The following is a 14871-nucleotide window of genomic DNA, read 5'->3' on the forward strand; positions in this document are numbered from 1 at the left end:
GCTGACCAGGAGAACTCGGAGGTCTTGACATACTTCGACCCTTGGTGAAACTCTGCGACGACGTGCTGATGATGACGTCAACATCCGGCGCACGAAGGAGTGTCCCGTGTCCCAGACCGCCGTCGTCGCCGCGGTGCCGCCCGTCGCCGGCGCGCTGCCGCGGCGCCGCACCCGCGCCCGGTGGGCCGGGTGGGGGTTCGTCGGGCCCTTCATGGCCGTGTTCGCGCTCGTGTTCCTCGCGCCCATCGCGTACTCGCTGTGGATCAGCCTGTTCCGCACGCAGCTCGTCGGCGGCACCGCGTTCGTCGGGCTGCAGAACTACCAGCGCGCGCTCGAGGACCCGCAGTTCTGGTCCGCCCTCGGCCGGGTCACGGTGTTCCTGGCCGTGCAGGTGCCGATCATGCTCGGCATCGCGCTGCTCGTGGCCCTCGCCATCGACTCGGGCCGGCTGTTCGGGCGTGACTTCTTCCGCATCTCGATCTTCCTGCCGTACGCCGTGCCCGCCGTCGTCGCCACCCTCATGTGGGGCTTCATGTACGGCACACGCTTCGGCCTGGTCGGCAACATCAACGACGCGTTCGGCGTGAGCCTGCCCAACCCGCTGTCGCCCGATCTCGTCCTGGCCGCGATCGGCAACATCGTGACCTGGGAGTTCGTCGGCTACAACATGCTGATCTTCTACTCGGCGCTGCGCACGGTGCCCACCTCGCTGTACGAGGCGGCCGAGATCGACGGCGCCGGGCAGTGGCGCGTCATCACCGCCATCAAGCTGCCGGCCATCCGCGGCGCACTCGTGGTGGCCGGCATCTTCTCGATCATCGGCAGCTTCCAGCTGTTCAACGAGCCGAGCATCCTGCAGTCCCTGGCGCCCAACGCGATCACCACGTACTTCACGCCCAACCTGTACGCGTTCTCGCTGTCGTTCTCCGGGCAGCAGTACAACTACTCCGCCACGGTGGCGCTGCTCATGGGCGTGCTCACCATGGTCATCGCCTACGTCGTCCAGCTGCGCGGCATGCGCAAGGAGGCGTGAGCGATGACCACCGCGACCCCCGCCCCCACGCCCGCGACCCCCAGCGCGACGCACCGGTCCGCGGCGCCGCGCCTGCGCAGCACCCGCGGCTCCGGCCCGGCACGCACCCGCACCCGCAGCGCCGACCGGCCGCGCCGGTCCGTGCTGCTCACGGTCCTCACCGGGGTCGTCCTGCTGTACTCGCTGGTCCCGCTCGTGTGGCTCGTCGTCAACGCCACCAAGACCCAGGGCGACCTGTTCTCGTCGTTCGGGCTGTGGTTCGGCGACTCGTTCGCGCTGTTCACCAACATCGGGCAGACGCTCACGTACGACGACGCGATCTTCGTGCGCTGGCTCCTCAACACCGTGATGTACGTGGTGCTGGGCGCCGGCGGCGCGACCGCGCTGGCGGTGCTGGGCGGGTACGGGCTGGCCAAGTTCACGTTCCCCGGCAAGCGCGCCGTGTTCGCCGTCGTCATCGGCGCCGTCGCCGTGCCCGGGACCGCGCTGGCCGTGCCGACCTTCCTCATGTTCAGCCAGCTCGGCCTGACCAACACGCCCTGGTCGGTGATCATCCCGTCGCTGATCTCGCCGTTCGGCCTCTACCTCATGTGGACGTTCGCCGCCGAGGCGGTCCCCACCGAGCTCATGGAGGCCGCCCGCATCGACGGTGCCTCCGAGGCCCGCACGTTCGCGCAGGTGTGCCTGCCGCTGCTCGCTCCCGGCATCGTCACGGTGCTGCTCTTCACCATGGTCGCGACGTGGAACAACTACTTCCTGCCGCTGATCATGCTCAAGGACCCCGACTGGTACCCCCTGACGCTCGGCCTCAACGCGTGGAACGCGCAGGCCGCCACGGCCGGCGGCGAGGCGATCTTCCACCTGGTCATCACCGGGTCCGTCCTGACGATCGTGCCGCTGGTCGTCGCCTTCCTGCTGCTGCAGCGCTACTGGCAGTCCGGCCTGTCGGCCGGCTCCGTCAAGGAGTGACGCGGCACCCGCCGCACCCGCCCCGCACACCCACCGGTTCTTCGTACGACGACGTGAGAGGACACCCCCATGACCCGCACCCCCCGCCGAGGCGCACTGCGCGGTGCCGCCCTGGTCGGCGCGCTCGCCCTGACGCTGGCCGCCTGCAGCGGAGACGACGGCTCCGCAGGCGACCCGGACGCCGCCGCCGACGAGGGCGGCGAGCTGCTCGTCTGGGCGTGGGACCCCACCGTGGAGCCCATCGCCGACGCGTACATGGAGGCCAACCCGGACGTGACGATCGAGCTGGTCAACGCCGGCACGGGCAACGACCAGTACACGGCGCTGCAGAACGCCATCGGTGCCGGCTCGGGCATCCCCGACCTGGCGCAGATCGAGTACTACGCCCTGCCGCAGTTCGCGATCGGCGAGTCCCTGGCCGACCTGACCGACCTGGGCGCCGACGAGCTCGAGGGCACGTACACCCCCGGCCCGTGGTCGGCCGTGCAGCAGGGCGACGGCGTCTACGGCCTGCCGCTCGATTCCGGCCCGATGGCCATGTTCTACAACGCCGAGCTCTTCGAGCAGCACGGCATCGCGGTGCCGACCACGTGGGACGAGTACGTGGCCGCGGGCCGGGCGCTGCAGGCGGCCGACCCCGGCGTCTTCATCACCTCGGACACCGGTGACGCGGGCCTGGCCACGTCGCTCATGTGGCAGGCGGGCGGGCAGCCGTTCCAGGTCGACGGCACCACCGTGAGCATCGACCTGGCGGACGAGGGGTCGCAGCAGTACGCCGACCTGTGGCAGCAGCTGGTCGGGGAGGACCTGCTCGCGCCCATCAGCGCGTGGAGCGACGAGTGGTACCAGGGCCTGGGCAACGGCACCATCGCCACGCTCGTGACCGGTGCGTGGATGCCCGGCAACTTCGTGTCCGGCGTGCCGGAGGGTGCGGGCAAGTGGCGCGTCGCGCCGATGCCGCAGTGGTCGGCCGGCGAGTCGGTGACCGCCGAGAACGGCGGGTCGGCGATGTCCGTCATGGAGGCCTCGGAGAACAAGGCCCTCGCCTACGACTTCCTGGAGTTCGCGTCGTCCGGTGACGGCGTCGCGCTGCGGCTCGAGGGCGGCGGGTTCCCCGCCACGGTCGCGGACCTGGAGTCCGAGGAGTACCTGGCGCAGGAGTCCGAGTACTTCGGCGGGCAGAAGATCAACGAGGTGCTCGCGCAGGCGGCGGCCGACGTCGCCGAGGGCTGGCAGTACCTGCCCTTCCAGGTCTACGCCAACAGCGTCTTCAACGACACGGTCGGCCAGGCCTACGTCTCGGGCACGACCATCACCGAGGGGCTCGGCGCCTGGCAGGACCAGCTCGTCACCTACGGCGACGACCAGGGCTTCACGGTCGACTGACCGCCGGACCGCGCGCCCGACGCCCGGGCGCGCGGTCCCGCCCCCCTCCCGCCCCCCGTCCCGCGCCGCAACCCCTGCACGTCCCGAGGAGCTCCCGCATGCCCACGTTCGAGATCGGCGAGCAGGACTTCCTGCTCGACGGCCGCCCGCACCAGGTGCTCTCCGGCGCGCTGCACTACTTCCGCGTCCACCCGGACCTGTGGGCCGACCGCATCCGCTCGGCGCGGCAGATGGGGCTCAACACCATCGAGACGTACGTCGCGTGGAACGTGCACGCGCCCACCCCGGACGTCTTCGACACGTCCGGCCCGCGGGACCTGGGGCGGTTCCTCGACCTCGTCGCCGCCGAGGGCATGCACGCGATCGTGCGTCCCGGCCCGTACATCTGCGCCGAGTGGGACAACGGCGGGTTCCCCGCGTGGCTCTTCCGCCTGCCGGGGGTGGGGGTGCGCCGCAACGAGCCGACGTACCTGGCCGCGGTCGAGCAGTACCTCGCCCACGTGCTGCCGTTGGTCGCCGCCCGGCAGGTCACCCGCGGCGGCCCGGTGATCGCCGTGCAGGTGGAGAACGAGTACGGCGCCTACGGCGACGACCAGGAGTACCTGCGCGCGCTGGTCGCGATGACGCGCGCGCAGGGCATCGAGGTGCCGCTGCTGACGTGCGACCAGGCCGACGACGCGATGCTGGAGCGCGGCGGCCTGCCCGGGGTGCACCGCACGGCCACCTTCGGGTCGCGCACGGCCGAGCGGCTCGAGGTGCTGCGCCGTCACCAGCCCACGGGCCCGCTGATGTGCATGGAGTTCTGGTGCGGCTGGTTCGACCACTGGGGGGCGCACCACCACACCACGGACGCCGCCGCCTCCGCGGCCGACCTCGACGCCCTGCTGGCCGCCGGCGGGTCCGTCAACGTCTACATGTTCCACGGCGGCACCAACACGGGGTTCACCAGCGGCGCCAACGACAAGGGCGTCTACCAGCCGACCGTGACGTCGTACGACTACGACGCCCCGCTGGCGGAGGACGGCACCCGCACCGCCAAGTACGACGCCTTCCGTGAGGTGCTCGGCCGGTACACCGCCCTGCCGGACGACGTGCCGCCCGTGCGTGCGCCCGCACCGACCGCGGTGCTGCGCGACGGGCGGCGCACGGTGGACCTGTGGTCGGTCGTCGACGGGCTCGACGGCTGGGTCGAGGCACCCGACGTGCCGACGTACGAGCAGGTCGGGGCGGTGGGCGGGTTCGTGCTGCACCGCGCGACCGTCGACCTGACCGCCCCCGCGGTCCTCGCGTTCGGCGAGGTCCGGGACCGTGCGCAGGTGTTCCTCGACGGACGGCCGGTCGGGGTGCTCGACCGCGCCGAGCACGCGACCGCGCTGACGCTGCCCGCGGTCGGGGTCGCCCGGCTCGACGTGCTCGTCGAGGACCAGGGCCGCGTCAACTACGGCCCGCGCATCGGTGAGGACAAGGGCCTGATCGGCCCGGCGACCCTCGGCGGCCGGCCGCTGACCGGCTGGCGGGTGCTGCCGGTCGACGTGGACGCGGTCGCGGCGTCGCCGGCGCTCGCGGCCGGTGCCGCACCCGCGACCGGTCCGGTGCCCGGCCCGTCGTTCAGCGTCTGGGAGCACGACCTGCCGGTCGCCGACCTGTTCGTCTCGACCCGCGGCTGGGGCAAGGGCGTCGTGTGGGTCAACGGCACGTCGCTCGGCCGGTACTGGTCGAAGGGTCCGCAGACCACGCTCTACGCGCCCGCCCCCACCGTCACGGGGCGCGGCGACCGCGTCGTCGTCCTCGAGCTGCTCGCCGGTGCCGGTCAGCTCGCGCTGGTCGACGCGCCGGACCTCGGCCACACCGACTCCTGACCCCCGGCCGGGTGTGCCCGGCCGGTCGCACCACCGCACCACCCACCGTTCGCAGCGACCTCGGAAAGAGGACAGATGACGACGACGTCACGTCGCTCGACAGCGGGAGCCGCCGTGCTCGCGCTGACGGCCGGGCTCATCGCAGCCCCGGCCGTGACCGCACCGGCCACCGCCGCCCCGACGGGCACCGCGGTGACCGTCACCCCCAACCCCTGGTACGCGGGGGAGACGTTCCAGGGCTGGGGGACCTCCCTCGTCTGGTTCGCCAACGCGACCGGCGGCTACCCGGCGGACGTCCGCCAGGACCTGTACGACAAGCTGTTCACGGCCGACGGGCTGGACCTCAACATCGCGCGGTACAACATCGGCGGCGGCCACGCGTCCGACGTCGAGGACTACCTGCGGGCCGGCGGCGCCGTCCCGGGGTGGTGGCGTGCCGACCCCACCGGCGACCTGTACGGCGCCCCGACGACGCACGCGAACGCCGAGGCGGTCCGCGAGGCGTTCGACCCGGCCGACGACCGGTTCTACGACCTGGACGCGGACGCCGGGCAGCGGTGGTGGGTGCAGCAGCTCGCGGACGACGAGCAGATCACCCACTGGGAGACGTTCGCCAACTCCGCGCCGTGGTTCATGACGGAGAACGGGTACGTGTCCGGCGGGTTCGACCCGACCACCGAGCAGCTGCGGCCCGACTCCGTCGACGACTTCGCCGCGTACCTGGTGCGCGTCAGCGAGGCGCTGGAGGACGCGCACGGCATCGACGTCGCGACCGTCGACCCGCTCAACGAGCCCAACACGAACTACTGGCGCACCACCCTGGAGGACGGCGTCCCGGTGGGCGGCCGGCAGGAGGGCATGCACGTCGGCCCGCAGCGGCAGGCCGACCTCATCGACGCGCTGGCCGAGCGGCTGCGCGCCCCGGGCTCCACGACCGATGCCGTGGTGTCCGCGATGGACGAGACCAACCCCGGCACGTTCGTGCGCAACTGGGAGGCGTACGACGCGCAGACCCGCGCCAACGTCGACCAGCTCAACGTGCACACGTACGGCACCGGCGGGCGCGTCACGGTCCGCGACCTGGCCAAGGTCGCGGACAAGCCGCTGTGGATGAGCGAGGTCGAGGGCAGCTGGGTGTCGGGGTGGAACCCGGCGAGCATCGTCAACGGCCTGGGCCTGGCCGGGCGCATCCACGACGACCTGCGCGAGCTCGAGTCGGACGCGTGGGTGTTCTGGCAGCCGGTCGAGGACCTCTACAACATGGAGCCGCAGGGCGAGAACTCCAACTGGGGCGGGGTCTTCATCGACCTCGACTGCCGCTGGTACGGCTCCGGTGAGGACCGCGTGTTCGCGTCCGAGCGGCGCGTCGACGACGCCGACGGCGACTGGACGGGCGTCGAGCCGTGCCACGTGGAGACGAGCACCAAGTACGACACCACACGCAACTTCACGCACTTCATCCGGCCCGGGGACCGCGTCATCGGCACCGACTCGACGACCACGACGGCCGCGCTCAAGGCCGACGGCACGTCGACGACGCTGGTGCACACCAACGCGACGTCCGAGCCGGTGACCCTCACGGTCGACCTGCGCCACTTCGGCACGATCGCCCCGGGGGCGACCGCGACGCCGTACGTGACCACCGAGTCGCCGGCCGACCAGCCGGGCGCGAACGCGCTGGCGCCGGGCGAGGCCGTGGCGGTCGACGCCGCGGCCCGGACGGTCACGCTCACGCTCCCGGCCCGGTCCGTGACGTCCGTGGACCTCGCGGGCGTCAGCGGCGTGGCGGACGACGCCGCGGCACTCGCCGACGGGCGCACCTACCAGCTGGTGGGCGTGCAGAGCGGCAAGGCGCTGACGGCGGCCGACGCGGCCACCGCGACGACCATCACCACCCCGGGCGACACCGCGCAGGCGGTGGGCCCGCAGCTGTGGACCGCGCACGCCGTGGCACCGGGACGCCTCGACGGCACCCGGCGCGTGGTGCTGGAGGCGGCCGACGGGCGCGTCCTGGGGGCGACTCCCGCCGGGACCGACCTGCGGTCGGTGCCCGTGGCCGACGCGGCGCAGGACCCGCAGACCCGCTGGATCCTGTCCTCGACCGACACGCTCACGTACGCGCTGGTCAACGAGGGGGTCGGCCAGGCGCTCGAGGTCGGTGGGCAGTCCACCACCGAGGGCGCGGGCGTCGGGGTGTACGGCTCCAACGGTGGCGCCAACCAGCGCTGGTACCCGCGCGACGTCGAGGCCACCGGCGTCCCGCCGGTCGCCGTGAGCACCACGGTCGGCGTCGCGCCGGTGCTGCCCGCCACGGTGGTGCCGACGTACCGCTGGGGCACGGGCCCCGCCGCCGCGGTGGTGTGGGACGACGTGCCGGCCGGCACGTGGGAGCAGGCCGGGCAGGTGCCGGTCACCGGCACCGCGACCGACGTGTACGGCACGACCCTGCAGGTCACCGGCACGGTCGACGTCGGCGGGTTCACGGTCACCGACCCGGTGTCCGTCACCACCTACGAGGGGGCGACGCTCGCGCAGGTGCAGGCCGCCGCGCCCGCGGTCGTGCCCGCGCGCATCGGGGCGTCGACCGCGACGTTCGACACGCCCGTCACGTGGGACTGGTCGGGCGTCACCGACGAGTCGTTCGCGGCGCAGGGCGTCGTGCGCGTGACCGGTGCGGCCCGGTCGAACGAGGCCGGTGCCGAGCCCGTCGCGGCGACGCTGCACGTGGTCGTCACGGCGCGGTCGTCGGCGAACATCGTGCCGCTGCCCACGACGACGGCCGAGGCGACGTTCACCGAGCCGGGGTACTCGATCGAGAACACCCGCAACGGTGACCGCACCGACAAGGCGTGGTCGAACTGGGTGAGCACCGCACGCGCGGGCGACACCCTGACGTACACGTTCCCGGTGACCGAGGTGGCCGACGCGGCCGTGCACTTCTACGCGGACGGCAGCCACCGCAGCTGGGCGAGCGAGGTGGCGGTCGAGCGGAGAGGCGAGGACGGCGCGTGGGTGCCGGTCGACGGGTCGCCGATCGCGGTCGTCGAGCCGGGTGACGGGACGGCCCCGGTCGTCACGCTCGACCTCGACGGCGTGACCGCGACGGGCCTGCGGTTCGCGCTGACGCCGAACCCGGGCGTCCACATGATCGTCTCCGAGGTCGAGATCGGTGCCGTCGCCCCCGCGGCGTCGTCCGTGGCCGACCTGGCGGCGCTGCGCACGAACGGGGTCGACGTGCCGGGCCTGGCACCCGGGACGACGTCGTTCGACGTCACGGTCGACGGGTCGGCCTGGCCGACGGTCGTCGCGGTGCCCGTCGACGCGGCCGCGCGGGTGGAGGTGACGCAGCCGTCGGACGAGAACGGCGGCGTCGCCACCGTCCGGGTCACGTCGCCCGACGGCACGGTGACCACCGAGACGACCGTGCGCGTGGTGCGCCAGGCGGTCGTCCGGGGCGTGACGATCGGCGGGCTGGACGCCGACGGGGCAGCCGCCGTCCGGGGACGGCTCACCGCCGTCGTCGACGCCGACCCCGCCGACGCGCGGCTCACCTACCGGTGGGCGGTCGACGGCAGGCCCGTCCCCGGCGCGCACCGGGCGACGTTCACGCCGACCCGCAAGCACGTCGGCGGGGCGGTGACCGTGACGGTGACCGCCGCGGCGCGTGGCTTCGCGACGTCGACGGAGGTCACGTCGGCGCCGGCGACGGTCGTCGCGGACGTCGACCCGGGCAAGCCGGGAGACCCCGGGAAGCCCGGCAAGCCGGGGAAGCCGGGAGACCCCGGCAAGCCCGGCAAGCCGGGGAAGCCGGGGAAGCCGGGAAAGCACGGAGGGCCGATCGGGCACGCCGGACGGTGACCGCCACCGTCTGACCTGACCCACCACCGGTGCGACCCCGGGGAGACGCGCTCTCCCCGGGGTCGTGCTGTGCTGAGACGCCCTCGGTCGCAGCAGCCGAGCGGGGTGACACCTCACTCGCTCCCACCACCACCGCCGCGCTGTGCGCGGCACCTCGCACCTCCGCCCTCTCGACGTGCCGGTCCGCCCCCCAGGCAGCAGGATCGACGCAGGCACGAGGAGGTGTTCTGCATGGGGGGCGTCGCTGCGGGTCGGTCCGGGCCGGGGCGGAGGGCGGTCGTCGCCGCAGCGCTGGTCTCGGTGCTCGCGCTCGGGGGGTGCGGCGTCACGCGCGGTGACGACGGCGCCGAGAACCAGCGGCTGCGCATGATGATCCCCAACGCGCCCGGCGGCGGCTACGACCAGACGGGTCGCGCGGCCACGCGCGTCATGGAGACCGCGGGCCTGACCGGTCGGTTCGAGGTCAGCAACGTGACGGGCGCGAGCGGGACCGTTGCCATGCAGCGGCTCGTCAACGAGCGCGGCGCGGAGGACCTGCTCATGACGATGGGCCTGGGCGTCGTCGGCGCGACGTACACCAACGGCTCGGACGCGCGGGTCAGCGGGGCGACGCCCATCGCTCAGCTCGTCGAGGAGCAGGAGGGCCTGCTGGTCCCGGCCGACTCGCCGTTCGAGACGGTGGACGACCTGGTCACGGCGTGGTTGGCCGACCCGGGCAGTGTGCGCGTCGGCGGCGGGTCCAGCCCCGGCGGGCCGGACCACCTGTTCCCCATGCAGCTCGCGGACGCGGTCGGCGTCGACCCGACGGCCGTCAACTACATCTCCTACGACGGCGGCGGCCCGCTGACCACCGCGCTGCTCGGCAGCAAGATCGACGTCGGCACGTCCGGGCTCGCGGAGTTCGAGGGGCAGATCGCCGACGGGTCGCTGCGGGTGCTCGCCGTCTCCGGCGAGGAGCGGCTCGCGGGTGTCGACGCGCCCACGCTCGTCGAGTCGGGCATCGACCTGGTGTTCACCAACTGGCGCGGCGTGCTCGCGCCGCCGGGCATCCCCGACGAGGTCCGCGACGCGCACATCGCGCTGCTCGAGGAGATGCACGGGACCGAGGCGTGGCAAGAGGCGCTGGAGACCAACGGCTGGGTCGACGCGTTCGTGACGGGCGACGAGTTCGAGGAGTTCCTCGTGGAGCAGGACGAGCGGGTGTCCGGCACCCTCGACGAGCTGGGCCTGCTGTGAGCGCGGCGGGCGGCGTTGCGGGCGCGGCGGGCCGCACCCCGGCCGCCGGGCCCGGTGACGACGGGGTCGGTGCCCCGGCGCCGACCGTCGACCGCGCGCAGTACGGGCTCGCCGCGGTGCTCGCGGTCGTCGGTGTCGGGACGGTCGTCGACTCCGCGGGACTCGGACCGGGCTTCGCCGACCAGGTCGTGCGGCCGGCGGCCTTCGGGTACGTCATCGGCTCGGCGCTCGTCGTGCTGGCGGTCCTTCTCGCGGTCGCGACGGCCCGCGGCGACCGTGCCGAGGGCGAGGCCGGTGAGGACGTCGACCTCGACCAGGGCACCGACTGGCGCACGCTCGCCGGGCTCGCCGGGGTCCTCGCCGCGACCGTCGCACTGCTGGACCTGCTCGGGTGGGCGATCGTCGGCGCGCTGCTGTTCGCGGGTGCCGCGACCGTGCTCGGCAACCGGCACTGGGTGCGCAACCTGCTGATCGGGGCGGTCATGTCGGTGGGGTCCTGGTACGGGTTCTACGTCGGGCTGGGCATCCCCATCCCCGCGGGCGTCCTGGACGGGGTCCTGTGATGGACGCGCTGCTCACGGGCCTGAGCCTGGCCGTCACGCCGGAGAACCTGCTGTACGCGGTGGTCGGCGTGCTGCTCGGCACCGCCGTCGGCGTGCTGCCCGGCATCGGCCCGGCCATGACGGTCGCGCTGCTGCTGCCGGTGACCTACAACGTCGAGCCCAGCGCGGCGCTCATCCTGTTCGCCGGCATCTACTACGGCGGCATGTACGGCGGGTCGACGACGTCGATCCTGCTGAACACGCCCGGGGAGTCGTCGTCGGTCATCACCGCGCTCGAGGGCAACAAGATGGCCAAGGGCGGGCGCGCGGCGCAGGCCCTGGCGACCGCCGCGATCGGGTCCTTCGTCGCCGGGACCATCGGCACGATCCTGCTGGTCGCGCTCGCACCGACGGTCGCCGAGTGGGTCGTCGTCCTGGGCGCGCCGTCGTACTTCGCGCTCATGGTGCTCGCGCTGATCGCCGTGACCACGGTGCTCGGGTCCTCGCGGCTGCGTGGCTTCATCGCGCTGACGCTGGGGCTGACGATCGGGCTCGTCGGCACCGCGACCGGGCAGGCGCGCCTGACGTTCGGCAACCCCCTGCTCGCCGACGGCATCGACATCGTCGTCGTCGCCGTCGCGATCTTCGCCGTCGGGGAGGCGCTGTGGGTCGCCGCGCACCTGCGCCGTCGGCCGCTGGAGATCATCCCCGTGGGGCGGCCGTGGATGGACCGCGCCGACTGGGGGCGGTCGTGGAAGCCGTGGCTGCGGGGCACCGCGTTCGGCTTCCCGTTCGGCGCGCTGCCCGCCGGCGGTGCCGAGATGCCGACGTTCCTGTCGTACGTCACCGAGCGCAGGCTCGCGGGCAAGCACCGCGACGAGTTCGGCAAGGGCGCCATCGAGGGCGTCGCCGGGCCCGAGGCCGCCAACAACGCGTCCGCCGCCGGCACGCTCGTCCCGCTGCTGGCCATCGGCCTGCCGACGACCGCGACGGCCGCCGTCATCCTCGCCGCGATGCAGGGCTACGGCCTGCAGCCCGGACCGCAGCTGTTCGAGGCCGAGCCGGAGCTGGTGTGGACGCTGCTGGCCAGCCTGTTCGTCGCCAACACCCTGCTGCTGGTCATCAACCTGCCCCTCGCCCCGGTCTGGGCGCGGCTGCTGCGCATCCCGCGGCCGTACCTGTACGCGGGCATCCTGTTCTTCGCGGTGCTCGGCGCGTACAGCGTGAACTTCCAGTGGTTCGACGTCGCGCTGCTCTGCCTGTTCGGTGCCCTGGGGTTCGCGATGCGCCGCTTCGGGCTGCCGGTCCTGCCGCTCATCGTGGGCGTCATCCTCGGGCCGCGGCTCGAGGAGCAGCTGGGCCAGGCGCTCCAGCTGTCCCGCGGGGACGTCGCGGCGCTGTGGAGCGAGCCCGTCGCGGTGGTGGTGTACGTGGTGATCGCGGCGCTGCTGCTGGGGCCGCTCGTGCTGCGGCTGGTCCCCGGGCGGCAGGGGCCGGAGCGGCTGGCGGACGAGGTCGACGAGCTCGAGGAAGAGGTGAGGCGATGACCGTCGTCGTGGGCTGGACGCCCGACGCCCGGGGCCACGCGGCCCTCGTCCGTGGGGCGCGCGAGGCGCGAGTGCACGGCGAGCAGCTGCTGGTGGTGAACGCGACGACCGGCACCGCTGCCGTCGACGACCGGTACGCCGGCGCCGACGACGTCGCCGACGTCCGCACGCTGCTCGCCCTGCTGGACGTCGAGGCCGAGGTCCGCCAACCGGTCGTGCGCGACGTCCCCGACGCGCTGCTCGGCATCGCCGACGAGGTCGGCGCGTCGATGCTCGTCATCGGCATCCGGCACCGGTCACCCGTCGGCAAGTTCCTGCTCGGGTCCACCGCGCAGCGGATCCTGCTGGACGCGCGGTGCCCGGTGCTGGCGGTGAAGGCGGCGGAGGAGCGCTGAGGCGGGGCGTCGCCGCCGGCGCCGGCGCCGTTCACCCCCGGCGCTGGGCGTCCTCCAGGTACCGCAGCACGGCGGTGACGCGGCGGTCCGCCTCGTCGTCGGGCGGCAGGTCGAGCTTCGCGAAGATGCTGCGGATGTGCTTGTGGACGGCGCCCTCGGTGATGAACAGGCGGGTCGCGATCGCGGTGTTGCCCAGGCCCTCGGCCATGACCTCGAGCACCTCGCGCTCCCGTGGGCTCAGGCGGTCCAGGCGCGGGTCGGACCGCGTCCGCGTGAGCAGCTGGGCGACCACGTCGGGGTCGATGGCCGTGCCGCCGTCGGCCACGCGGTGCAGCGCAGCCAGGAACTCCTCGACGCGCCCGACCCGCTCCTTGAGCAGGTAGCCCAGACGCGCACCGCCCTGCACCAGCAGGTCGGTGGCGAAGGCCTGCTCGACGTACGCCGACAGCACCAGCACCGCCAGGTCCGGGTGGCGCCGGCGCGCCTCGACGGCCGCGCGGATGCCCTCGTCGGTGTGGGTCGGGGGCATCCGCACGTCGACGATCGCGACGTCGGGCTCGTGGCGCTCGACGGCCGCCAGCAGCTCGTCGGCGTCGGCGGCCGTGGCCACCACGTCCAGTCCCTCGGCCCGCAGCAGCAGGGCCAGGCCCTCGCGCAGCAGGGCGTCGTCCTCGCCGATCACGATCCGCACGGCAGGGTCACCTCCAGGGTCGTCGGCCCGCCGGGCGGGCTGGTCAGCAGCATCGTGCCGTCGTGCGCCTCGGCGCGGCGCCGGATCCCGGCGAGGCCGGACCCGGCGGTCTCGTCCGCGCCGCCCGCGCCGTCGTCGGTGACGGCGACGCGCAGCCGGCCCGCGACCATCCCGACGTCCACCGTGACGGCGGTCGCGCGGGCGTGCCGGGCCGCGTTCGTCAGCGCCTCGGCGACCACGAAGTACGCGGTGGCCTCCACCGACGCGGCGCACCGCACGGGCAGGTCGACGCGCAGCGCGCACGGCGCGAGGCTGGACGACGCGAGCCCGGTCAGCGCGTCGGCCAGGCTCCGGTCGGTGAGGACCGGCGGCAGGATGTGGCGCGCGACGGACCGCAGCTCGGCCAGCGCCTCCTCCGCGGCGCTGTGCGCGCGCTCCAGCAGCTCCTCCGCGCGGGCGGGGTCCCGGGCGACCGCCCGGCGCGCGGCCCCCAGCAGCACGGTCACCGCGACCAGGCGGTTCTGTGTGCCGTCGTGCAGGGACCGCTCGATGCGCCGCAGCTCGGCCACGTGGGCGTCGAGCGCGCCGGCGCGGGTGGCGGTGAGCTGCGCGACGCGCAGCGCCAGGTCGGCGCCCGGCGGGGGCGCCAGCAGCGCACGTCCCGGCCACGACTGCAGCCGGGACAGCGGCGGCAGCACGACGACGGCGAGCACGAGCCACCCGACACCGAGCAGGAAGGCCAGGAACGCGGTGGGCCACGACGTGACCGGCACGTACATCAGGTCGGTCGACGCGACCTGCTCGGGGAAGGCGCGCCACCACAGCGGCACGGTCACGTCCCGGACGGCCGAGAACGGCAGCGTCATCGCCACCAGGCCCAGCAGGACGCCGACGGTCCCGTGCAGCAGCGTCCACGCCAGCTCGCGGTGCACATCCGGGTCCGTGAGCTGCGCGCGCAGGCCGTCGGGCAGCGGACCCGGGCTGACGACGGGCGCGCCGGTGTGCGACAGGCGTGTGCGCTCGCGGTCCGCGACCGCGCGGACGGCGCGCAGCACCCCGGGCGCGAGCAGGAACCCCACGCCGACCACGCACAGCAGGGCCGTCAGCGCCAGGGCCAGCAGCGACATCAGCGCGAGCAGCCCGATGCCCAGGCCGCCGACCACGTGCTCGAGCGCGTCGAGGGTGCGCGCGGCCCGGCTGCGCGCACGCGGCGGCACGGGCGCGGCGTCGCGGGCGGGGCCGCGGTTGTGCGTCGGGCGGGGCGGGGCGGTGCGGGCACCGGGGTCGGCCGTCATGGCACCTCCTCGACCGCGACCCTAGGGCACCCCCGGGCGTGCTGCGGGGCCGGGCGGGCA

Annotated in this window: 11 protein-coding genes; 9 read left to right on the top strand and 2 right to left on the bottom strand. The window is 73.9% G+C overall.

Going from position 1 to position 14871, the window contains the following annotated elements:
* The first annotated feature begins 106 nt into the window (after nucleotides 1–106).
* From J1G43_RS02615 to J1G43_RS02655, 9 genes are all read left to right on the top strand, one after another.
* Nucleotides 107–1033: a sugar ABC transporter permease gene (locus J1G43_RS02615; protein WP_307859455.1), complete on the top strand. Its 927-nt coding sequence runs from the start codon at nucleotides 107–109 to the stop codon at nucleotides 1031–1033.
* Between the two features lie 3 nt (nucleotides 1034–1036).
* Nucleotides 1037–2002, top strand: a complete 966-nt coding sequence (locus tag J1G43_RS02620) for a carbohydrate ABC transporter permease (RefSeq protein WP_207339727.1) — start codon at nucleotides 1037–1039, stop codon at nucleotides 2000–2002.
* Between the two features lie 69 nt (nucleotides 2003–2071).
* Nucleotides 2072–3388 carry an ABC transporter substrate-binding protein gene (locus tag J1G43_RS02625; protein ID WP_207339726.1) on the top strand — a complete coding sequence of 439 codons (1317 nt, stop codon included), beginning with the start codon at nucleotides 2072–2074 and terminating at the stop codon, nucleotides 3386–3388.
* Between the two features lie 98 nt (nucleotides 3389–3486).
* Nucleotides 3487–5247 (top strand): beta-galactosidase family protein, encoded by a 1761-nt coding sequence (locus tag J1G43_RS02630; protein ID WP_207339725.1) that lies wholly within the window; start codon nucleotides 3487–3489, stop codon nucleotides 5245–5247.
* Nucleotides 5248–5322: 75 nt separating this feature from the next.
* Complete coding sequence (locus J1G43_RS02635; RefSeq protein WP_207377894.1) at nucleotides 5323–9105, top strand: glycoside hydrolase; 3783 nt, start codon at nucleotides 5323–5325, stop codon at nucleotides 9103–9105.
* 231 nt (nucleotides 9106–9336) lie between these two features.
* Nucleotides 9337–10341 (top strand): tripartite tricarboxylate transporter substrate binding protein, encoded by a 1005-nt coding sequence (locus J1G43_RS02640; protein WP_207377895.1) that lies wholly within the window; start codon nucleotides 9337–9339, stop codon nucleotides 10339–10341.
* On the top strand, nucleotides 10338–10904 hold the full coding sequence (locus J1G43_RS02645) for a tripartite tricarboxylate transporter TctB family protein (protein WP_207377896.1): 567 nt from the start codon (nucleotides 10338–10340) through the stop codon (nucleotides 10902–10904). Before J1G43_RS02640 ends, J1G43_RS02645 begins: the two co-directional genes overlap by 4 nt.
* Nucleotides 10904–12430: a tripartite tricarboxylate transporter permease gene (locus J1G43_RS02650; protein WP_207377897.1), complete on the top strand. Its 1527-nt coding sequence runs from the start codon at nucleotides 10904–10906 to the stop codon at nucleotides 12428–12430. Before J1G43_RS02645 ends, J1G43_RS02650 begins: the two co-directional genes overlap by 1 nt.
* On the top strand, nucleotides 12427–12825 hold the full coding sequence (locus J1G43_RS02655) for a universal stress protein (protein ID WP_207377898.1): 399 nt from the start codon (nucleotides 12427–12429) through the stop codon (nucleotides 12823–12825). Before J1G43_RS02650 ends, J1G43_RS02655 begins: the two co-directional genes overlap by 4 nt.
* Nucleotides 12826–12856: 31 nt before the next feature.
* On the opposite strand, the gene J1G43_RS02660 is transcribed toward J1G43_RS02655, so the two are convergent.
* A complete protein-coding gene (locus J1G43_RS02660; protein ID WP_207339719.1) occupies nucleotides 12857–13516 on the bottom strand; it encodes a response regulator transcription factor in 660 nt (219 codons plus the stop codon).
* Complete coding sequence (locus J1G43_RS02665) at nucleotides 13504–14811, bottom strand: sensor histidine kinase (RefSeq protein ID WP_207377899.1); 1308 nt, start codon at nucleotides 14809–14811, stop codon at nucleotides 13504–13506. The genes J1G43_RS02660 and J1G43_RS02665 overlap by 13 nt, the downstream gene beginning before the upstream one ends.
* Nucleotides 14812–14871 lie beyond the last annotated feature (60 nt).

The organism is Cellulomonas sp. zg-ZUI22 (genome assembly GCF_017353535.1).
GTDB lineage: Bacteria > Actinomycetota > Actinomycetes > Actinomycetales > Cellulomonadaceae > Cellulomonas > Cellulomonas wangleii.

Excerpts from the sequence above, each read along its gene's own strand:
- J1G43_RS02620 (WP_207339727.1), top strand. The coding sequence starts at position 1,037 with ATGACCACCGCGACCCCCGCCCCCACGCCCGCGACCCCCAGCGCGACG.
- J1G43_RS02625 (WP_207339726.1), top strand. The coding sequence starts at position 2,072 with ATGACCCGCACCCCCCGCCGAGGCGCACTGCGCGGTGCCGCCCTGGTC.
- J1G43_RS02630 (WP_207339725.1), top strand. The coding sequence starts at position 3,487 with ATGCCCACGTTCGAGATCGGCGAGCAGGACTTCCTGCTCGACGGCCGC.
- J1G43_RS02635 (WP_207377894.1), top strand. The coding sequence starts at position 5,323 with ATGACGACGACGTCACGTCGCTCGACAGCGGGAGCCGCCGTGCTCGCG.
- J1G43_RS02640 (WP_207377895.1), top strand. The coding sequence starts at position 9,337 with ATGGGGGGCGTCGCTGCGGGTCGGTCCGGGCCGGGGCGGAGGGCGGTC.
- J1G43_RS02650 (WP_207377897.1), top strand. The coding sequence starts at position 10,904 with ATGGACGCGCTGCTCACGGGCCTGAGCCTGGCCGTCACGCCGGAGAAC.
- J1G43_RS02655 (WP_207377898.1), top strand. The coding sequence starts at position 12,427 with ATGACCGTCGTCGTGGGCTGGACGCCCGACGCCCGGGGCCACGCGGCC.
- J1G43_RS02665 (WP_207377899.1), bottom strand. The coding sequence starts at position 14,811 with ATGACGGCCGACCCCGGTGCCCGCACCGCCCCGCCCCGCCCGACGCAC.